17 protein-coding genes are annotated in these 20874 nt (G+C 67.1%); 7 read left to right on the plus strand and 10 right to left on the minus strand.

Annotation, left to right across the window (positions count from 1 at the left end; translation table 11 throughout):
• Positions 1-59: 59 nt before the first annotated feature.
• The 5 genes from tssB to AC2IR1_RS22810 form a co-directional block, all read right to left on the minus strand.
• Positions 60-590, minus strand: coding sequence for a type VI secretion system contractile sheath small subunit (gene tssB, locus AC2IR1_RS22790; RefSeq protein ID WP_486476470.1), 531 nt, complete (start codon positions 588-590; stop codon positions 60-62).
• A 135-nt stretch (positions 591-725) separates the two neighbouring features.
• Positions 726-2063, minus strand: coding sequence for a type VI secretion system protein TssA (locus AC2IR1_RS22795; protein WP_486476471.1), 1338 nt, complete (start codon positions 2061-2063; stop codon positions 726-728).
• Between the two features lie 187 nt (positions 2064-2250).
• The gene (tagH, locus tag AC2IR1_RS22800; protein WP_486476472.1) at positions 2251-3798 is read right to left on the minus strand and encodes a type VI secretion system-associated FHA domain protein TagH; all 1548 of its coding nucleotides are present in this window, start codon (positions 3796-3798) and stop codon (positions 2251-2253) included.
• Between the two features lie 102 nt (positions 3799-3900).
• A complete protein-coding gene (locus tag AC2IR1_RS22805; protein ID WP_486476473.1) occupies positions 3901-4500 on the minus strand; it encodes a DUF6931 family protein in 600 nt (199 codons plus the stop codon).
• 206 nt (positions 4501-4706) lie between these two features.
• On the minus strand, positions 4707-5696 hold the full coding sequence (locus tag AC2IR1_RS22810; protein WP_486476474.1) for a DUF4123 domain-containing protein: 990 nt from the start codon (positions 5694-5696) through the stop codon (positions 4707-4709).
• Between the two features lie 338 nt (positions 5697-6034).
• Here AC2IR1_RS22810 and AC2IR1_RS22815 point away from each other — a divergent pair, with 338 nt between their 5' ends.
• The 3 genes from AC2IR1_RS22815 to AC2IR1_RS22825 all read left to right on the plus strand — a co-directional run bounded on the left by AC2IR1_RS22815 (position 6035) and on the right by AC2IR1_RS22825 (position 9056).
• Positions 6035-6565, plus strand: a complete 531-nt coding sequence (locus AC2IR1_RS22815) for an invasion associated locus B family protein (protein ID WP_486476475.1) — start codon at positions 6035-6037, stop codon at positions 6563-6565.
• Between the two features lie 140 nt (positions 6566-6705).
• Positions 6706-8700, plus strand: coding sequence for a type VI secretion system Vgr family protein (locus AC2IR1_RS22820; RefSeq protein ID WP_486476476.1), 1995 nt, complete (start codon positions 6706-6708; stop codon positions 8698-8700).
• 95 nt (positions 8701-8795) lie between these two features.
• The gene (locus AC2IR1_RS22825; protein WP_486476477.1) at positions 8796-9056 is read left to right on the plus strand and encodes a PAAR domain-containing protein; all 261 of its coding nucleotides are present in this window, start codon (positions 8796-8798) and stop codon (positions 9054-9056) included.
• 138 nt (positions 9057-9194) lie between these two features.
• Here AC2IR1_RS22825 and AC2IR1_RS22830 read toward each other — a convergent pair whose 3' ends face one another.
• Positions 9195-10709: an amidase gene (locus AC2IR1_RS22830; RefSeq protein ID WP_486476478.1), complete on the minus strand. Its 1515-nt coding sequence runs from the start codon at positions 10707-10709 to the stop codon at positions 9195-9197.
• A gap of 191 nt (positions 10710-10900) precedes the next feature.
• Between AC2IR1_RS22830 and AC2IR1_RS22835 the strand changes: the two genes are divergently transcribed.
• The 3 genes from AC2IR1_RS22835 to AC2IR1_RS22845 all read left to right on the plus strand — a co-directional run bounded on the left by AC2IR1_RS22835 (position 10901) and on the right by AC2IR1_RS22845 (position 13638).
• Complete coding sequence (locus tag AC2IR1_RS22835; protein WP_486476479.1) at positions 10901-11635, plus strand: IclR family transcriptional regulator; 735 nt, start codon at positions 10901-10903, stop codon at positions 11633-11635.
• Positions 11632-12450 (plus strand): IclR family transcriptional regulator, encoded by an 819-nt coding sequence (locus AC2IR1_RS22840; RefSeq protein ID WP_486476480.1) that lies wholly within the window; start codon positions 11632-11634, stop codon positions 12448-12450. The genes AC2IR1_RS22835 and AC2IR1_RS22840 overlap by 4 nt, the downstream gene beginning before the upstream one ends.
• A 216-nt stretch (positions 12451-12666) precedes the next feature.
• Positions 12667-13638 carry an AraC-like ligand-binding domain-containing protein gene (locus AC2IR1_RS22845; RefSeq protein WP_486476481.1) on the plus strand — a complete coding sequence of 324 codons (972 nt, stop codon included), beginning with the start codon at positions 12667-12669 and terminating at the stop codon, positions 13636-13638.
• 51 nt (positions 13639-13689) lie between these two features.
• Here AC2IR1_RS22845 and AC2IR1_RS22850 read toward each other — a convergent pair whose 3' ends face one another.
• Positions 13690-14625: an NADP-dependent oxidoreductase gene (locus AC2IR1_RS22850; RefSeq protein ID WP_486476482.1), complete on the minus strand. Its 936-nt coding sequence runs from the start codon at positions 14623-14625 to the stop codon at positions 13690-13692.
• 248 nt (positions 14626-14873) lie between these two features.
• Between AC2IR1_RS22850 and AC2IR1_RS22855 the strand changes: the two genes are divergently transcribed.
• The gene (locus AC2IR1_RS22855) at positions 14874-16133 is read left to right on the plus strand and encodes an MFS transporter (RefSeq protein ID WP_486476483.1); all 1260 of its coding nucleotides are present in this window, start codon (positions 14874-14876) and stop codon (positions 16131-16133) included.
• Between the two features lie 74 nt (positions 16134-16207).
• On the opposite strand, the gene AC2IR1_RS22860 is transcribed toward AC2IR1_RS22855, so the two are convergent.
• Genes AC2IR1_RS22860 through AC2IR1_RS22870 form a run of 3 tightly spaced genes read right to left on the minus strand, consistent with a single transcriptional unit; the run spans position 16208 to position 20801 of the window.
• Positions 16208-18718, minus strand: coding sequence for an ATP-binding cassette domain-containing protein (locus AC2IR1_RS22860; RefSeq protein ID WP_486476521.1), 2511 nt, complete (start codon positions 18716-18718; stop codon positions 16208-16210).
• Between the two features lie 5 nt (positions 18719-18723).
• On the minus strand, positions 18724-19668 hold the full coding sequence (locus tag AC2IR1_RS22865; RefSeq protein WP_486476484.1) for an ABC transporter permease: 945 nt from the start codon (positions 19666-19668) through the stop codon (positions 18724-18726).
• A gap of 23 nt (positions 19669-19691) precedes the next feature.
• Positions 19692-20801: a substrate-binding domain-containing protein gene (locus tag AC2IR1_RS22870; protein ID WP_486476485.1), complete on the minus strand. Its 1110-nt coding sequence runs from the start codon at positions 20799-20801 to the stop codon at positions 19692-19694.
• Between the last annotated feature and the right edge of the window lie 73 nt (positions 20802-20874).

Below are 20874 nucleotides of genomic sequence, written 5' to 3' on the forward strand. Positions count from 1 at the left end.
CGGCGCCCCGCGATCGTCTGCGGGGCCCGGCTGTTCTGAATACTGGACTTGCCCAGGGCTCAGCCCTCGGCGTCGTCTTCCTTTTCGGCCTCTGCGGCGCTGCGTTCGGCCAGGGCCGCCATCAGTTCCGGGTCGTTCAAAAGCTTCTGAATATGTTCCTGCGCCTTGGGCCGCGCGCTCATGTAGCGCTGCAGGTTCGCCAGGCGCTCCCGCGCTTCCAGCAGCTTCTTCAGCGTCGGCACCTGCCGGGCGATCGCCGCCGGTTCCAGGTCGTCCATCTTGTTGAAGGCCAGGCTGACACCCAGCTTCTTGTCCGACGTCGGGTCGATCTTGTTGTCGACCATGAAGGTCATCCCCGGTTTGACGTCATTCATGAAGTCATCGAGCGTGTCCTTGGTGACGTCGGAAAAGCTCCGCTCATCCATCGCGGGCTTCTCTTTGGCGGAGTTGTTGCCGGACAGGTCCGAGAGCACCCCGGTCACGAAGGGCAGCTCGACCATCTTCTCGCTGTTGTAGGGATCCGCATACTGGATCTGGACCCGCGGAGGGCGGTTTCTCTTGATGAAACCGGAGCCGGAAGAAGAGGCCATGAAAAGTCACTCCGTATGTAAACAGCGCAAATAATGCCGAAAGTTAAACGTGGGATTTCTTATCTGTCAACGAAACAGTTGTTCGCCTCACCCCGAAATATACCCGTCATTCAATGCAAACGGGAGCAGCGGGGTTCACTGCTCTCTCTGCGGAATCAGTTCGTCGATCAGCGCCTGGAAATCCTTGTCCAGATATGTACGTGCCCTCTGTAACAATACCGGGACAGGGCTGCTGCGTTCGTAACGTCTGAAATAATCCTCTACCGATCTGATTGCGTTCGCCGCCTCGGTTGCATTTGTCAACTTCGGAGGGTCCGGCAATTGCACCTCCGATTCCCCGGGTGGCGATCCCGAATATTCCTCGCTGAGGGATCGCAAGCGACTGAAACGCATCTCGAATCCGCTTTGCGGACCGAAATCTATCTTGGCCCGGTCGGCCTCTTCCGGCAGCAGGATTTCCAGCGCCTCGATCAGGGGTTTTCCGATCAGCTTGCGCGCCTGAGAGACGAGAAGCAGTGCCGCCGATGACGGTTCGTAACGGTGATAATAGCCTTCGCAGGCTTCCAGGATCAGCCGGGCGTGGGCCTGGCTGGTGACGTCCGGGGGCGGGCCTGCTGGGGCTGCGGCGACAGCCGGGGCCGCCTCCTCCGACGCCGCCTCATCGCCCGGGTCCGCCGTCTCTGGCTCCGGTTCCGGCACGGCCGCGACGCGCAGGTCCGGCCGAACATCGCCGATGGCCGCCAGCATTTCCTCCACCACGCCGTTGATCCCGTCCAGCATCGGACCAAAAGGGGCCACCGGATTGCTCATGCAGCTGCTGCGGATCGTTGCCAGTGCCGCCTGCAGCCGGGTCAGGGTGGCATGGGTTTCATCGACCCGCACCCGATGCGCCGCCGATCCAAGCTCGTCCTGCAGGGTGGACACCTTCAGGTCCTGTTCGCTTTCCAGTGGCTGCAGTTGCCCGCGCGCGACCTTCAGCTTTCTCAGCGTGACGTCCGTCGATCCGATCAGCCCGCAGAACTGCAGCGGCTGCAGGACGGTCACCGGCAGATTCAGGTCCTGGATCGCCTCGCGCCGATCGGCTGGGCCGTCGGCCAGGCCGGGGTGCAGATCCTCGGGAAAGGCCCTCAGCAGGCCCGCCATCGCCTCCACCGATTCGGCCACCACCTCCAGCTTGCCGGCCAGCGCGCCCCATTGCACCCGCATGCTCAGCAACCGCAGATCGCGCGACCTTTCCAGCATGCCGTCGATCTGCCCCAGCTCCGCCTGCAGGTCGACATCCTTGGGATTGAACAGCTTGTCCGGCGTCCGCGACCCGTCGTTGCGCTGCACACCGGGCAGGGCATAGATGTCCGGCACCCGGCTCAGGGCAGTGTAGTAGTACTCGTCGAATTCGGGATCGAAGGTTTCTGCCAGGTCCGGCCCGCAGGGCTGATCGTCTGAGACCGGGCTGAACAGGTGGTCGAGCGTCATCTGGCAATCCTTGGCGGCCCGGTCACGGACCTGAACAAAGTCTGGCGCCCACCCCGTAGGAAAGGCCGCTGAAAATCAAATTGGGCGCGCCCAAAAATGCGCGGGCGCTGGCCTCACCTTAGGCAAAGCCCCGAACCGGTCAAGTCACCAGTTCGGCCACGGAGCCGGGGCCGCTCGGACCTGCCGCTTAGAACTGGCTTCCGCCCTGCTCCATCGTCACCTGGGCATAGGCCTTGGCAAAGGCGGCAAGGAAGGCATCCAGCATGCCGTGTTCCCCCGCCTCCGCCTTGGCATCCCAGCGTTCCACGAAGGTATCCCAGCCCTTGCTGCCGCGACGCCCGCCCAGCATCTTGCTGCCGGTCGTCTCGGCGCTCTGCTCGATCTCTTCCGGCGACAGGCCCTCCAGGACAGAGGCAAGCGCCGGCTGCAGGGCCGCGAAAACCGCCAGCTGGTGCAGACGCAGATCCTTCAACGCATTTTCGAACCCGTCGGGGCCGGTCATGAACCCGTCGCGATGACGCAGGAACAGCGCTTCCAGCGCCTGGTCGGTGTCGGGCAGGAACTTCATCGGGTTGTTGCCGGTGGCACTGCGCATGGTGCGTTCGCCGCCACGGGTGAACTGCTTCACGTTGGCGCGGTCCCGCAGCATGCGCATGACTTCCTCGGTGGCGATCCGCATGGCCCGGCCAAGGTCACGGGCCAACCGCTGCGGATCGACGCCATGGGCGGTGGCCGGGTTCAGGCCGGCGCCCTCGCAGAAGGCCTGCACGATCGCGGCGCCTTCCGCGCTGACCGGCGCGGCGGGCGCCTGTCCGGCAGCGGGCGTGCCATAGGGCATCGCCTGGGGCTGCGGCGCGGCCAGAGGTTGATGGGGCTGCATGGGTGCGGGGCCAGGGCGGGGCATCGGCACCGCCGCCGGATCGGTCCCCGGCTGGAAGGGCGGCAGGGAAACCGCACCCCCTCCGAAGGCCGCAGGGCCCGGGCCGGGCGGCGGGGAGGGGGGTGTCACCGGTGCCTGCATCGGCGCCTGATTCGGCGTCTGGCCATACCCCTGTCCAGGCTGCTGCACGCCACCACCATAGGCACCGCCAAGTCCGGCCGGCGGCATGCTCAGGCCATGCCCCCCTGCCGCGGCCCCGCCCGGCACGGCACCCGGGCTCTGCAGGCCGGAGGGCGCGCCGCTCATCCCGCCACCGGGTTGCTGCAACGGCACGAAATCCCGCGCCACGTCATCCAGGTGATGGGGGTTGGCCGAAGGCGTCGGCAGCGGGTTCACCGGGTCCAGCGCATCCGATCCGAAATCCCAGGGATCATTGTCGGCTGCGGGGGCAGGGGTCTCCCACTGCTGGGCCGGGCTCTGCAGCGGGGCCGAAAGCGGCGGCTGCGCTTCGGCGACAGGTGCGGGCCCGGGGGCTGCGCCGCTGCCGATCTCCACCAGGATGATGTACTGCCCGACGGTCAGCCGCTCCCCGTCCGACAACCTGTGCGGGCCCTCCAGCCGATGCCGGCGCCCCTGCAGGAAAGTCCCGTTGGTGGACACATCGGTCAGCCAGTAGGCCCCCTCGTTCCAGGAAATGTCGAAGTGGTGACCAGAGATATGGCGCACCGGATCCGGCAAGACCCAGTCCATCGAAGACCGGCGCCCAATGCTCGCCCCGGCCTCGGTCAGGGAGAAGCTGACGGGCCCGCCATCTTCCAGCTTGTCGAAATTCTCTATTCTAAGTGTCAGCGTCATCGAGGCTCCGATTGCCTCCGTGGTATTGAAAATCAGTAAACCCGCGCCCGACGGAAGACACGCCGGACAACACGCGCAGCCTTCCAGCAGCAGGGGGCCGGGTCAATGGGTGCGGAACAGCGAAGCCGCCTGTTCGACGAAGCGTTGCAGCCTCTCGCCCCGCTGCGCAAGGTCTGCCTTTGCAAGGCAGGAGAGCACGGCGGAATTCACCGCCCGGGCTGCCCGGTGCGGCGGCACCGGGGCCGGATCATTGGGGGCGATCGGCCCGCCGGACCAGCCGACGGCAAGCCCGAGGTAGACCGCGGGCGAGGGCTGTGGTGCGTAGAGCGCGGCGCGCATGGTGCGATAGCGGCTCTCGTCATCGGGGTTGTTTGTCCACGCGGCGACCAGCTCCATCATCCCGCGTTCGGTGGCCGAAAGCTCATCCCCGGACTGGCGCAGGCATTCGTAGGCCCACCAGATCGCCATCTTCGGCAGGGCCGCGAAGGCGATGAAGGTCAGCGCCTCCTCCGGCGTCTGGGATTCCAGCAGGCGGCGGATGTAGTCCTCCGCCTCCTCGTCCGGACGGGGGCGATGCTGCGTCATCTTCAGGATTCGCGGCAGACCCGTGTAAAGATCCGACGGGCTGTCGAACCGCAGGGCCGATGCCGGTGGCAGGGTCTTGTCCAGTTCCGCGTCGGTCTCGATATCTTCCGCTGCCATGGGCTCTCCGTCCTTCAGCGTCCTGTCATTCCTCCGGCCCCAGGCCCGAAGAGTTACCATAATTCCGGTTACAGGAAGGTCCCAAGCGCCTCCGCACGGCCGTCATGCGGCCGCCTCCCATCCCCGACTATAAGCGAAACAGAGTCTGCGCCAATGGGTTGAGTTGCCCATGACATCCACCGTTTCGCCCGCTCAGGCGCAGCCCTCTAGCCAGCGCCCTCCAGTGATTTCACCGCGTCCTCCAGTCGCTTCAGCCGGTCCTCGGCCGCCGTACCCTCCTGGGTCAGCGTTGCCCAGGCCGGGCCGTGCTGCTTCAGCGCCACCGCCCGCAGGTATAGCTGCAGCGCCCGCACGCGCTGGCGTGGCTCGTAGTAGCCCTGCGGCCGCAGCTGTCGCCACAGATCGCCCAGCCGGGGATCCGCGCCATAGGCCTCCGCCATGGGTTGCGGCAGTTCTTCCAGGGACAGGCCCACCTCTTCGCGCAGCTTGCGCAGCTCGCTGCTGCGTTCCAGCGACGCGCGATCCTGGTCGCTCAGCACCGGGGCCGCCGCAGGCTGGCCCAGGCGCTCCGGCGCGCGGCTCACCTGCATCGCGCTTTGCGCATCCGGCACCAGAAGCAGCCAGTGCACGGGCTTGTCCCCGATCTCCGCCAGAAGGCTGTCGGCCAGCGGGGCACCATCCGTCGCAAGCCCCGGCAGCACATGCCGTTCCCAGAACCGCACATAGAACCCGTCGCCCTCTGCATTGGTCAGGCGGGTGTAGCGCATCAGGTGCACCGCGACGGTGTCGATATCCGCATCGACCCGCAAAAGCCCCGCCGGCGACCGGCGCCAGAAACAGCCCTCCGCCTTGGGGCCCTTGTCGGTGAAAAGCACCCGGTTCAGCCCCGATTGCGCCTGCATCTGCACGACGACGGGCCCCAGCGACTGCCAGTCCTTCGGGCTGTCCGGTGAATGGATCCGGCGGTAGGTCATGCCGAAGGCATCCAGGATCTCGATCAGCCCGGTCATCGAAGCCACGTCCAGCACGGCATAAAGCGGCCCCCGGGCCACGATCTCCGCCAGCGGAGCGGGCAGCGTATCGGCCCCCTCCGTCTCATCATGCGGCACCACACCGCTTATCGGTTCGAAGAGGCATGGCCCAACCTGGCCATGGGGCCAGTCCGGGATCGGCATGGGCTGGGACGGGGAAGTCATTTGTGAAAAGGGGCCCGTAATTGTCAGGTAGGTGAGTGTCAGGGATTTGAAAACGAAGTCAGAAAATTGCACGAAGTGTAGGAGGAACCGGACGGCTTTGCCAAGCCATTCCGTGCCGCAGGGTCCCTGCCGCCTGCACTCGCCCCCTGCCTGCCCCCGCCGCCGCGGCCAGGCATTCCCGCCAGCCCGGGCCAGGAAGCCAGGGAGGGGGGCAAGGGTCCCGAAACCTGCCGCCGGGGAAATGCCGACTTGACACAAGCTGCCTTCTGCTGGCTCCCTCAGGACATATGGCGGGCCGCCCGGCGGCGCGCGATCTGTCTATTGGAGCTTAATTTCTTATGACCCGGTCCCTTCTTGCCACCCTTTTCACCGTGGCAGGTCTCTCCCTTTCCCTGCCCTCCGCCGGCCTGTCTCAGGAGGCGGCCCCGGTCGCCAACGGCCAGAAGTTCGACAACTGGGCCGTTTCCTGCAATGCCGTCGCCGTCAATCGCACCTCCTGCATGCTCAGCCAGCAGCTGGTCCGCGAAAGCGACCGGGTGTTCATGGCCGAAATGCTCGCGCTGTGGTCCGGCAACGGGGAAAAGGAATACCTCGCCGTGCGCGTTCCGCTCGGCACCTACCTCGCCGCCGGCATCGCCCTGCGCAACGTCGAACAGGAAGGCGTGCATGGCCTGGTCTGGCAGAACTGCAATGCCCAGTTCTGCGAAGCCCTGATGGAACTGACCCCCGACCTGATAGAGGAGCTGACCTCGGGCGATGGCACGGTCGTCGTGTCCTACCGGCCGCAGATCAATGCCGAACAGCGGGTTTTCCGCTTCAATGCCAAGGGCCTGCAGGATGGCCTCGCGGCGCTGAAACCGTCCAACTGATCCCCTGCGCCGCCCGGTCCCGGGGCGGCATGGGGATCCCTGGCCCGGCGGCCGCCTGCCGCCGGATGCCGCCAAGGGGGCCGGAAATTGTTTTCCGCCGGCCTCGTGCTAGACTTGCCTGATTTAAGCCGGAGCCGTCGATGCCCCAATTGTCCCAGAAGACCCAGATTGGCCAGTTCCACTGCTCGCTTGGCGATGACACGCTCCTGCTGACGCGGTTCCACGGCTCCGACTACCTGAACGAGAATTCGGAATTCCACGTCGATGCGCTGTGCGAAACCGGCAATATCGACATGTCGAAACTGCTGGGCACCTACGGGTCCATACGGGTGCAGGACCGCAATGACGAGACCCGCTATTTCGGCGGCATCATCACGAATGTCGTCGCCAATGGATACCAGGCCAACGGATACCGCTTCGACCTGACCCTGCGATCGTGGTTCTGGATGGCGGGGCTGCGCCGCAACAGCCGCATCTTCCACAACATGACCGCCTACGACGTGATCCGCGACGTGCTCTCCAATTACGCCTCGCTTGGCGCGCCGCATCTCTCCGTCAACCTGATCAAGAGCTATCCGACCGCCGAATACACCGTCCAGTACCGGGAAACCGACCTCGATTTCTGCCGCCGCCTGATGGAACGCTTCGGCATTTCCTTCTACTTCACCCACGCCGCCGACGGCCACACGATGCACGTGGTGGATGACGTGGCCTCCCTGCCCGCCTACCCGCGCTATCAGATCCCCTACATCGGCGCCCTCTCCCGGGTCGTGGCCGAGACGGAACACTTCAGGGAAGCCGGCCACACCCAATCCGCCTCCACCGGGGCGATCCTGGTCGCCGACTACGACTTCAAGGATGCGGGCCGTCGGCTTGAAGTCGAACGATCGCGCAACCGCAGCTACGACTTCTCCACCCTCGAAGCCTTCGAACATCCCGCCGGCTTCGTCAGCGAAACGGGCTCCAACAGCGAGGTGGGGCCGAACGCGCAACTGCGCCTCGACCAGGCGGGCATCAACGCGGACACCCTGTTTGCCAAGGGCGACACGATGAGCCTGACTTCGGGGATGACCCTAAAAGTCGCGTTCCACGCCGAGCAGGACTCGACCGTGAAGGAAGGCGAACTGGTTTGCCTGCAGGCCAGCCATTCCTTCGGCACCCAGTCCTACGGCACGGGCGGCGGCGGAAACGGTGCTGCCAGCGACGGCTATTCCAGCTATGTCCAGCTGCGGTACAAGAAGCTGCCCCTGGTCTCCGAACGGCGCACGCCGGAACCCGTCGTCCTCGGCCCGCAGACCGCCAAGGTCGTCGGTTCGGGCGATGTCGACTGCGACGAATACGGCCGGATCCTCGTGCTGTTCCACTGGTCCGTGGACGGTATCCAATCCATGCGCTGCCGGGTGTCCCAGAACTGGGCCTCCAAGCAATGGGGCGGGATGATCATCCCCCGCGTCGGGATGGAAGTCGTGGTGGAATTCCTCGATGGCAATCCCGAACGCCCCCTTGTCACCGGCTGTGTCTACAACAGCGCCAACATGCCCCCCTACCCGCTCCCCGCCGAGAAGACGAAATCGGTCTTCAAGACGAAAAGCGTGACCGGCCAGGGCTTCAACGAACTGACCTTCGAAGACAAGGCCGGGTCGGAACAGATCTACATGCACGGCCAGAAGGACCAGCTGATCGAGATCGAGAACGACCGGATGAAATCCATCGGCAACGACGATCTGAACAAGATCGGCAACGACTGGACGTACAAGGTCGGCAACGACGCCAGCTTCGGCATCGACGGCAACTACCTGACCGCGGTGAAGGGCAAGATGGACATCGGCGTTGAGCTGAACATGAAGACCCAGGTCATGGGCAATGACACCACGCTGGTGAACGGCAAGCAGAAGATCAGCGCGGGCGGCGGCATCGACAGCGCGACCTCCACCCACAAGATCATCGGCATGGGGATGGTCACCATCGCCACCCCGGTGGGAAAGATCACCGTCGGCGGCAGCGGCGTGTCCATCTCCGCGCCGCAGATCCAGCTGATGGGGATCGTGCAGATGGGCGGCATGGGGGCAGGCTCCGGTGCGGCGCTGCAATCGGCCGCCGTCAACGCCGATGCCCTCGTGCCCGAACCCTTCTGACGCGCGCAGTGAAATGACCCGCCCGGCAAAGCCCGGCCCGGCGGCAAGACCCCGACGGCGACACCTGTCACGACCACCCTTCAGGAGGACGGAAAATGATCCCAATCGCACGTATCGGCGATATCCACGTCTGCCCCATTCATGGGCCCAATGCCATCGTTGCCGGCAATCCCAGCACCACGTCGGACGGGCGCCCGATCGCCCGCATCGGCGACATGACGGCCTGCGGCGCCTCGATCCTGCTCGGCTCCTCGATGGTCTTCTCCGGCGGCATGCCCGTGGCCTATATCGGCTGCCCCACCAGCCATGGCGGCGTCATCACCTCCGGCGGGCCGATGCACCTGGCCACGCCCTGAGGCTGCCGGCACCACGACGGGCAACACCACGAAGAACCAGAACCAGCACGGGCGCGACCAGAGCCGCGCCCGCGCCATGGCCCGAAGCGCAGAGAGGACCTGCGCCCCGGACAAGGCTGTCACCGGATGCCCCCTGGCTCAAAAGCGCTTCCAGTCGCCCGACTGCTCGAAGGCATGCGCGGCGCGATAGATCGTCTCTTCCTCGAAATGGCGCCCGACCAGCATCATGCCGACCGGCAGCCCGTCCAGCAGGCCGCAGGGGACGGACATGGCAGGGTGGTGCGTGATGTCGAAGGGACAGGTGATCGCCACCGGCTGGCCCGCATGGGTGATGATCTCGGCCAGCGGCGCATCATCAGCAGGCAGCTTTTGCGCCGTGATCGCGGTGGTCGGCATCAGCAGCAGGTCGACCTCCGCCAGCTTGGCATCATAGGCCGCCCGCAACCTGCGGGAGATGTTCATCGCCTTGCCGTAGTAGCGCGTGCCGTAGGTATCGGTGATGTAACGGCCCGCCAGCAGGGCCACCTTCGCCGTGGGCGACAGGTCGTTCGCGGTCCGGCGCCAGCCCCGGTAGAAGTCCATCATCGACACGGCGTAAAGATCCCGGCGGGAGGCGCCGTAGCCATCGCCCTCGAACATGGTGGTAAAGGCCCCCTCGGTCACGATCGGTTCGAAGATCGAGCCGGCCTGCTGGTGCATCGGCACCGACACTTCCACCACCTCGGCGCCGAGCGCCTCGAACCGGGCCGCGGCGGCGCGGACCTTCTCGTTGACACCCGGATCGGCGTAGCGGCTCTCGAACCCCTCCTTCAGGATGCCGATCTTCATCCCGCGCACCTCTCCGGTCAGCGCGCCGGTGTAATCCTTCACCTCCGGGGCCTTGATCCGGGGATCGAACCCGTCATCGCCCGCGATCACCTCCAGCAGCAGCGCGTTGTCTTCCACCGTGGCGGTCATCGGGCCCGCGTGATCGATCTCGATCTCGATCGGCATGATGCCGGTGTAGGGCACCAGACCATGGGTCGGCTTCATCCCGTAGATCCCGCAGAAGGACGAGGGCATGCGGATCGACCCGCCCTGGTCGCAGCCGATGGACATGTCCACCTGCCCCGTCGCCACCGAAACCGCCGACCCGGAGGAGGACCCCCCGGCAGACCAGCCATGGCGCCAGGGGTTGTGCACATGCCCCGTGCCGTTGGTGAAGGAACTGCCGGTCATGCACAGCAGCTCGCAATGCACCTTGCCCGCGATCTCCGCGCCTTCGTCCAGCATGCGGGTGACGATCGTGGCATCGAATTCCGGCACGTAGCCTTCCAGCTGCGGCGCACCGTTCATCATCGGCACGCCCGCCAGCATGATGTTGTCCTTGAGCGAGATCCGCTTGCCCTTCAGCTTGCCGCTCTCCGCCCCCTTGATGGCGGTCTTGCGGAACCAGGCATTATGCGGATCCTCCTCCGGCAGCGGACGATAGCCGGGCGTGCGCGGATACCGCACCTGGGGCACCTCGTCGGCCATCCTGGCCACGTCGCGATACCCTTCAAGGCGTTCGTGGATCGCCGTGCGATAGGCCTCGAACTCCTCGTCCGAGAGGGACAGGCCACATTTGCGCGCAACATCGCGCAGCTGGTCCTGGGTGGGGGTCTGAACGGCCATGATCCGGCTCCTCGTGATTGCTGCAGGGATGCTAGCCCGGTCGCTGCGGCCCGGCTGTTCTGAGCAGGCCAAAGCGCCCGGCTGCCTGCGCCAAGCTGCGCCGTGACGCGCCGGATGCCCTTGCGAAGACGCGCAAGCCCGCCATACACATGGGAAATCGCGCGAATGCAGCGCGCAGGGAGACCACCGGAATGGCCGCAACGGAAGAAAGCAGACAAAGGGGCGTGCAGTCCGTCGACACCGCCGCGCGCCTCCTCTCCGTCCTGCTGGAAGCCGACCGGCCGCAGATGCTGCGCGACATCGCGACCCGCGCGGGCATCCGGTCGGCCCAGGCCCACACCTACATGAATTCCCTGCGCAAGGCCGGCATGGTGCAGCAATTCGGCCAGAACGGCCGCTACGGCCTGGCGGAACAGACCCTGCGCCTGGCCCGTGCCGCCCTCATCGGCCAGCCTGCCGTGCGCCGCACCCTGGCCGCGGCCCGAACCCTGTCCGATCAGCTGGGCCGCATGGTCACCGTCGACCTCTGGGTGCGCGGCGCCCCGACCGCCGTGCTGGTCCTGCACGGCCGCTCCAGCGTCAACATCAGCCTGCGCGAAGGCTCGCGCAGCGACCTGACCAACAGCGCCAGCGCCTGGATCTACGAAGCCTGGCGCGGCACCGATCCGGGCACCCCGGTCTCCGAAGAGCACCGCAACCGCTGCACCCGGATCCGCCAGGCCGGCTACGCCCATGCCAGCGATGCGCCGGTTCCCGGGCTCGGCGCCCTGGCGGTGCCGGTCCTGGGGCCCGACGGCACCATCGCCGCCTCCCTCTCCGTCATCTGCGAAGCCCTCACGGCGGAGCCGGTCGCCCCGCGTGATGCCTCCCTCCTGACGGCGCTGATCGACGCCGCCCAGGCGGCCACCCGGGACAGCGCCGGATGATCCCGCCCGGCCCCGAAACGGATCGCGAAAGCCGCGGCGTCCAGGCGGTGGAAACCGGCTTCGCCCTCCTGGCGCGGCTCGCCGAAAGCCCCGACGGCCTGGGCGTGGCCGATCTGCGCAGCGCCACCGGGCTCAGCCGGGCACAGGTGCATGCCTACCTCGTCAGCTTCCTGCGCGCGGGCCTCGTCGAAAGGGATCCGGGCGGCGCGCTCTACCGCATAGGCGCGCTCGGCCTCGACCTCGGCATGACGCAGCTCCTGCGCCAGGATCCGCAGCTGATCGCGGCGGAAGAGGCCCGCAAGACCGCCGAAGTCTGCGGGGTGAACATCTCCCTCGCCGTCTGGGGGCGCTACGGCCCCGTCGTCACCCTGACGCTGCAGGCCTTCGACGAGATCCGCAATTCCGCCCGGCCGGGCACGATCTACTCGGTCACCGGCACCGCCACGGGCCACCTCTTCGCCGCCGTGATGCCGGCGGAGATGATCGAACGGGTCGCGGCCCTGCAACGCGCCGAACAGCCGCCGGTCCGCTTCATCGGCCGCTGCCCCGCGCTGGAAGAGGTCCGGCCCCAGATCGAACTTGCCCGGCAAAGGGACCTGGCAATCACCTATTCCTGGCCGCAACCCGGCGTCAGCGCGCTTTGCGCCCCGGTGCGGAACTTCTCGGACGAGGTGGAGATGACGGTGACGATGATCGGCGCCGAAACCGAAATCGACATCGCCCCCGATGGCTACCACGCCGCGGAACTGCGGGCCCTGGCGGGCCGAATCTCCTGTCGACTGGGGCATGTGCCCGCAACTGACCCGCGTCCCTGACGCCCGCCATTGCGCCCCGGCCAAGCCGCCCGCAGATAGCAAGGCGGATCGTCATTCCCGGACGCGACTTCCACTTTGCACATTTTTGTGACAAAACGCTCATTTGCTGCACAGCTTTGTCCGCCTGCAACCGATCGCTGCCCCTTCGGCGCAAGAACGCATTTCGCCCAGGGGTCACTTGCGAAAATCTGGCCCCGACAGTTGCGGAGCGGACAGATGATCCCCCTTACGAAACAGCTCGACACCACGACGACCATTGATGCCATGGCCCTGCCGGAACGGGATCGCTTCCCCTTCTGGGACGAGGTGATCCACCGGCATTTCTGCCCTGCGGCGAACCTGCCGATCGCGAACCCCCGCGATTTTCGGGCCCGGATCCGCATGCGCAACCTGGGCACCGTGGGCATCAGTACCCTGGGCACCACCGGGATGACCAGCAGCCGCAACCAGGCGACCCTGCGCAAGCAGCCGCTGGATTGCTTCTTCGTGTCGCGGCTGAACGAGGGCACGGCCCAGGTCGAACAGGGTGGACGGCGCGCGGTTCAGAAGACCGGCGATTTCATCATGTACGATTCCGCCCAGCCCTTCGATATCGCCATGAAGACGGACTATTCGGGCCACTGGCTGCGCATTCCCCGCAGCACGATGCTCAACCGCATGCCCCACGCCGAAACCATGACGGCGCGCACCCTGTGCGGCACCTCCTCCGTCGGGCGGATGCTGACCCTGATGCTGAACGAGGCGGAAACCCTCGACGTCAAGAACGACAGCCCCGCCGCCCAGAGGATCGCGATGAGCCTGGTGGACATGCTGGCGGCGGCCTTCGATACCGATGCCGGCCATGGCGCGCTCGACAACCCGCGCCACGCGGCCCTGCTCGACAAGGCGAAATGCTGGATCCTGACGAACCTCGAAGATTCCGAACTCGACAGCGACGCCCTGGTCAACAGCATCGGCGTCTCCCGCCGGACCCTGAACCGGATCTTCGCGCAGGAAAACACCACGCCGATCCGCTGGATGTGGCAGCAACGCCTGAACCGCGCGCATGAACTGCTGGTCTCCGGCGGGGAAACCCGGGTGTCCGACGTGGCCCTGAAATGCGGGTTCAGCGACTTTTCGCACTTCGCCCGCGCCTTCAAGGGGGAATTCGGCGTCATGCCCAAGTCCCTCCTGGTCCGCCCGAACTGAGGCCCCCCCGGACCCCGGGCACGAGCAGGACCAGGAACAGGATCAGGGGCGTCAGACCCGGATACCGACCTTCCCGGCAAGACCGCCTGCTTCCAGGGCCTGCTGCGCCTCTGCCGTCTGCGCCAGGGGGAACCAGCGGCTGACGATCACCCGCAGGCTGCCCGCATCGAACAGGCCCGCGATCTGCGCCAGGTCCCCGGCGTCCGGCTCCGCGATGAAAAAGCGCGAGCCCGGGGCGCCATGGGCGGCGGCCTTGCCCATGTCCGGCGCCGCCACCGCAGAGATGATCCGCCCGCCCTGTCGCAGCACCGCCCAGGATCGCGCCTGGGTCTCCCCGCCGATCAGGTCCAGAACCAGGTCGACATCGGACAGCACCTCGTCGAAGACCTCGCTGTCATAGGCCAGGATGTGATCGGCCCCCAGCTCCGCCAGCAGGTCGCGGTTGCGCTCCGATGCGGTGGCGATCACCTGCGCCCCGGCGGCGCGGGCCATCTGCACCGCGAAATGTCCGACGCCGCCGGATCCGCCATGGATCAGGACCCTCTGCCCCGGTGCCAGGGCGCCGTGCCGGTGCAGCCCCTGCCAGGCGGTCAGCGCCGCCAGCGGCACCGTGCCCGCCTGCTCCAGCGGCAGGGTTTCCGGCACGGCCGACAGCTCCCCCTGCTTCAGCACGATGTACTCGGCAAAGGATCCCCGTTCGAAGGTCGGATGCCCCCAGACCGCGCGCCCGATCCAGGCCGGGTCGCCCCCCTCGCCCACGGCCTCCACATGGCCGGCCACATCCCGCCCTCCGACATAGGGCAGATCCGCATCCCCCACGCGCGGGTAGCCCCCGCGCCGGATCATCAGGTCCACCGGGTTCACGCTCGTGGCGCGCAACCGCACCAGAAGCTCTCCCCGCGCCGGCTCCGGCCGGGGCACATCCGCCAGCCGCAGGCCCTCGGTCCCGCCGAATTTGGTCAGCTCGACAGCTTTCATCATGGTCATCGCTTCCTTCTCCGTCTCATTTCAGTGGCAAAGGCCCATACCAGGGGCCCGCATACCCGGAGTTTCCGGCCGGCCTGGCCGAAAAACCGACTGTCGTAAATTGCAAACTGGTTTGCGATCAGGATACATGTGCCGAAAGGGGAGTCGCCCTCCCCCATACCCTCCTGCCGCGCTGCGCCTCCCCGCGCCTGCGGCACGCCCCCTGATCCGCAAGACCACCACCCAGACGCACCCCAGACGGAGCCCCCATGGCCAGCCTCGAACCGACCGCGGAGTCCCCCCTCGACCGCGCCCCGTCCCAAACCGGACAACAGACCGGGCAGCGCTATGTCCTTGGCCGCATCTCCTGCGCCCTGGCGATCTTTGCCGCCCTCCTGGCCAGCACCACGCCAAGCCCCCTCTACCCGGTCTACATCGCCGAATGGGGCCTGCCGCAAAGCGCGGGCACGACCATCTTCGCCACCTATGCCGTGGGCACCCTGCTGTCGCTGATGCTCTCCGGCTGGCTGGACGGACGCACCTCGGACAGGCGTCAGGTGCTGATGCCCGCTCTGCTGCTGACGGCTGCGGGGGCGGGGCTCTTCGCGGTGGCCGGGCAGGTCTGGCTGTTGCTGGTGGGGCGGTTCCTCAGCGGGGTGGCCACCGGGCTGATCACCGGCACCGCCTCTGCGGCGATCTTTGCCCTGACACCCCGGCACCGCAAACACCTCGCGGCCACCGTGGCGACCGTGGTCTTCACCGCGGGGGCCGCCTGCGGGCCCGTGCTGTCCTCTGCCGCCCTGGCGCTGGATTTTGCCCCGCTGGTGGCCCCCTTCCTGGTCATCGCGGCGATCGCGCTCCTGGCCTTTGCCGGGCTCGGCCTCTCGCCCTGGCCCCGGCGCCTGTCCGGATCCGCGCCCGCGGTCCCCGAAGACAGCCCCGACAGTCTGGATGACGGGCTGCGGCGCCGGCTGTTCCTGCTGTCGTGCTTTGCCATCGCCACCGCCTGGATGCTGGGCTCCATGCTGATGGCCACCGGGGTGACCATCGCCACCGACCTCTTCGGCCTGCAGATCCACGCCGTGGCGGGGCTGCTGCCCGCCATCTTCCAGCTCTTCGCCGGGATCGGGCAGGCGGTGACCAGCCGGTTCCGTTCCCTCAACGCGATCATGACCGGCGCGCTTGTGCTTCTGGTGCTGCAACTGCTGACCGTGGCGGGGGCCCTGCTGGGCCTCTCCTTCGTCTTCGTGCTGGCCATGCCGCTTTGCGGGCTGTTCTACGGCGCGGCCTTTGCCGGGGGTGCCAGCCTGGTCAACGCCACCTCGGCCCCCGGCACCCTGGGCCGCAAGCTGTCGATCTTCTACGTCGTGGGCTACGTCTCGAACGCCGTTCCGACCTACGTCATGGGCCTGCTGATCGACCGCTACGGCCTCGGCCAAGCCTTCAACCTCTTCTCGGCGCTCGAAGTGCTCTGCGCCCTGGGGGCGGCCCTGCTGGCGCTGACCCTGCGCCGCCGCCTTATGCTCTGACGGGCCCCACCCGCAGGCGGCACGGCAAAAGGGCCGGGGAACACCCCGGCCCTCTCGGCTCTCCCCGGCCCGGATCAATGCGCCGCAGGGGCGGGCTTGCGCAGGAAGGCGAAAAGCGCCGCCGCAAGGAAGGTCGCGCCCCCGATCAGGATGTACTGCACCACCGCGCCCAGGTTCAGGAAGGGCAGCGCCGCGATGATCGACTGGATGAACAGCGCCCCCGCCAGCGTCGACAGGAAGGATCCCCGCCCGCCGGTGATCTGCGCCCCGCCCAGCACGACCGCCGTCACGCTCATCAGGGTGTAGCTGACCCCGGTCGTGGCCGATCCGATGCCCACCTGCGCCGCCAGAAGCAGCCCGGCCAGCGCCGCCAGGACCCCGCTGCCCACGAAGGCCAGCACGACGATGCGCGCCCGGCGCAACCCGATCATCTCGGACGACTTGGGACTGGACCCCACCGCGCGCAGCGCCCGGCCCCCGGTGCGGCGGAACAGCCAGTATTCCGCCCCGAAGGCCGCCAGGATCCCGGCCAGGAAGACCACCGGCAGCGGCCCGACAAGGAAGGCGACACCGTCGATGAAATCATAGCCGATCATCCCCGCCGGCGAAGGCCGCAGCACCAGCGACAGCCCCTGAAGCCCGGTGTAGGTCGCCAGCGTCACCACGATCGCCGGCAGTTTCAGGGTCTCCACCAGGATGCCGTGCAGGGCCCCGATCAACACCCCTACCAGCAGGATGGCGATGATGCCCCCCGCCATGCCCAGGGGTGCGTCATCCACCAGCAGGAAAGAGGCCAGCACCACCGAAAGCCCCGCCACCGGCCCAATCGACAGGTCGATCCCGCCGTTCAGCATCACGCAAAGCTGGGCAAAGCCCGCCAGCGCCAGGATCGTCGTCAGAGTCAGGATTCCCTGGATGGAAAAGGCCGACAGGAAGTACTCGTTCTGCCACTGGGTGATACCCATCACCAGCAGCGACAGCAGCACCAGCGCCGCCGCCGGCATCTGGTCAGAGCGCAGCCAGCGGTTGGCACGAGGCTCCGCCGCCGTGTCTCCCCCCTCCCTCAGGCCGGTGGCCTTCAGGTTCGCCTCGGTGATCTTGGCGTCGTTGACATCCGCCCCCGACAGCTCGGTCACCACTGTCCCGCGGGAGAAGACCAGCACCCGGTCGCAAAGCCCCTCGATCTCCACCCCGTCGGCAGAGGAGACGATGACCGCCACGCCCTGCTCCGCCATCTCGCGCAGCTTGGTGTAGATGTCCGACCGCGATCCGACGTCGACGCCCTTGGTGGGTTCGTCCACCAGCAGCACCTTGGGACTGGTGGCGATCTCCCGCCCGATCAGCACCTTCTGCTGGTTGCCGCCCGACAGGCTGGCCACCGGGGTTTCCACCGTCGGCGCCTTGACCCGCAGGTCTGCATGGATCTGCTCCGCCAGCTTCTTTTCACGACCCGCGTTCAGGACACCGCCGTCGGAAATCGCCGCCAGCTGGCCCAGGCCCTCGTTCTCCCGGATCGACAGCGACAGGACCAGGCCCTCCGCATGGCGGTCATCGGGGACAAATCCCACGCCCGCGCGGCGGAAGCTGGCCACGCCGGGGCGCGGTTCGACCATGCCGACACGGATATCCCCCGCCGTCGCCGGGTTCAGGCCCGCCAGCGCCCGCAGGAAATCGCGCTGCCCCTGCCCTTCGACGCCCGCCAGGCCGATGATCTCGCCCGGACGCACTTCCAGCGTCACGTCGCGGAACCCCTGCCCCGACAGATCCGCCACCGTCAGCAGCTTCGGCCCCGTGCCGATCTTTCCCTTCGCCGGGAAGACCTGCCCCAGGGGGCGGCCCACGATCAGGTTCACGATCTCGTCGGGGGTGAACTCGGCCGCCGGGCGGGTCTCGATCAGGTCGCCGTCGCGCAGCACCGACAGGCGGTCGGCAATGGACATCACCTCGTGCAGGCGGTGGGAAATGTAGATGATCGCCGTGCCCTCTGCCTTCAGCTCCGCAATCAGCCGGAACAGGTGGCGCACCTCCGGGTCCTGGAAGGGCTCGGTCGGTTCGTCGAAGATGAAGACGGCGGGCCGGCTGGCCAGCGCCCGGGCGATTTCCAGCACATGGCCCTGCGCCAGGGACAGCTCGCCCGCGCGGTCGCCCAGCTCCATCGCCAGGGTCCTGGTCGACACCCGGTCCAGGATCTGCTGCGCCTCGTCCACCGACAGGTCGGTGCGGGCCAGCCGCAGGTTTTCCAGCACGGTCAGGTCAGGTGCCAGCGCCGGGTGCTGGAAGGCGACCGACAGGCCCATGCCGCGCACCACGGCGGGGGCAGCCGGGGCTTTCGCCCCCTTGATGGTGACGCTGCCGGTATCGGGTTTCAGCACGCCCGCGGCACAGTTGATCAGGGTGGATTTCCCGGCCCCGTTCTCGCCCACGATGGCGTGGACCTCTCCGGGCCAGGCCTTCAGGTCGATCCCCTTCAGCGCCTTCACCGGGCCGAAGGATTTGGTGATCCCTTCCAGGATCAGCGTCGGATCCGCCTCCGGCACGCGGGACACGGGGGAAGGGGCGGTTGTTGTCATGGCTTCGCTGTTCATGTCGATCACGCGGTCTTGCGGCGTTGCAGCAGGCTGGGCAGCGCGACGCCGAGGAGGACGATGACGGCCTGGATCAGGTACTGCACGGATGTGTCGAACCCCAGGCTGATGACGAGCTGACCGAGGTAGGTCAGGAAGAAGGCGCCGATCCCGGTGGCCAGGACCGAACTGCGCTCACCGGTCAGGGCATTGCCCCCGACGATGTAGGCGGCCACCGTGGTCAGCATGTATTCGTTGCCCGACATCAGCGACGGCACGTTCGACAGCCCCGCGAAGAGCACGCCACCGGCGGCAAAGAGCAGGCCGGCCGCCACATAGGCCCCCACCTGGAAGGCCTCCGTCCGGAAGCCGAGCGCGGAGCCCGTGACCGGGTTCAGCCCCGACACCTTGAAGCGGCGGCCAAGGGTTGTCCGCGACATCACGAAGGCCACGATCAGCACCAGCACCAGCGCCACCAGGAAGGGGTTCGGCACGCCCAGTGTCCGCCCGAGGGAGAAGGTCCCGATGGCCGCGGCAACCGTCTGCGGCGTGCCGCCGGAAAACTGCACGACCAGGCCGAAGAGGATGGAATTCATCGCGATGGTCACCACCAGGGGCGGCACGCCCAGCCGGGTGACGGTCAGGCCGTTTACCGCGCCGATCCCCGCGCCCACCAGCAGCGCCAGCGCCACCAGGGCCCAGGCTTCGGCCGCCGTGCCCGCGCCGGTCTGCAGCGCGGTCACCAGCACCGCCGCGAGGGAGAAGATCCCCGCCACGCTGATGTCCAGGCCGCGCTGCTGGATCACCAGGTGCTGACCCACGGCCGCCACGGCCAGGATCCCGGCAAAGGGCAGAAGCCCGGCAATCGCCGAAGGCTGCACCGTGTCCGGTGCCATGATCCCCCCGACGAGGAGCAGGAGGACCAGGGCAAAACACGCCCTGATCTCGTTACGTTGCATGAGGTTTGTCATCGGGGGGCTCCTTGTCTAGCCGATCACTCGAAGACCGCCTGCATCTCTTCCTTCGTCATCGTGAAGGTCGAAACGTGGGCACCCATCGGCAGGTCGGGGTCGCAGATCGGCTTGAACTTCGGATCGTCCGAGGTCGTGTTGTCGATGACCGGATCAATGATGATCGAGGGTTCGTCCTCGTCCATGCCATTGGCCGCGGCGACACCCTTGCGCAGGGCCAGGCGGGTCAGCCAGGTGCCGGCAGAGGTGGTGAAGACCTCGAAGTCGGGGTTGTCGGCCTTGTTGTCGTAGTAGAAGCAGGCCAGCTCGTTCGCGTCGCGGGTCGTCCACAGCGGGATCGGCGTGTTGGTCGCCTCGAAGGCGCGCAGGCCACCCATGGCACCCACACCGTAGTCGGACATCACCGCGTCGATCTCGGGGTGTTTCGCGATGAGGGAGGTCATGGCCTTCTGGTACTGCGCCCGGTCCCAGTTGGTCGTCACGGGGCCGTCTTCCAGCATCGTGATCCCCGGGTACTTGGCAAAGACCTCCATCGCGCCGTCAAAGGTGTTCTGGGTGGAAATCGCGCCCGGCGCACCGCCCAGCATCACCACGTTGCCTTCGCCGCCCAGCTCGTCCGCGATCCACTGCGCCGCCATCTCGCCCTCGATCTTCTGATCGTTGGAGACGTTGACGACATAGTCGCGCCCGGGCGTACCGGGGAAGGTCGCGCCGCCGTAGAAGGGCACCACCTTCGACCCGCGCTTCATCGCCTGGTTCATCGCCCGCAGCAGGGCTTCGCCGCCATCGGGGTAGACGATGATCACGTCAAAGCCCTGGGCCGCCAGGCCGGTGATGTCGGAAATCTGCTGTTCCAGGCTCCCCTGGGCGTCGGTGTAGCGCGCCTCGGTGATATTGGGGCACTTGGCCGCCTCCAGCTCGAACTCCGCCTTGGAGATCTTGCGCCACGGGTCGCCCGAGTAGCCGGAGGAATAGGCCACCTTCAGGGGCTTGTCGCCGCAGAAATCGGTGATCGGCCGGAACTCGTCGACGGTGCCGACCTTGCCGGGGTACTGGTTGCCTTCCGCCAGGGCTGCGCCCGAGGCAAGAAGCGTGGCCGCGATGCCGAAGGCCGCGATATTGCGCATTTTCATCAGTGGTTTCCCTTGTTGGAGCCCGGCTGTGCCGGGGCATTTTGCCGACGCGGTGTCGTGCCGGCCTTGGTGG

The sequence above is a fragment of the Pseudooceanicola sp. NS-SX8 genome (assembly GCF_057380755.1).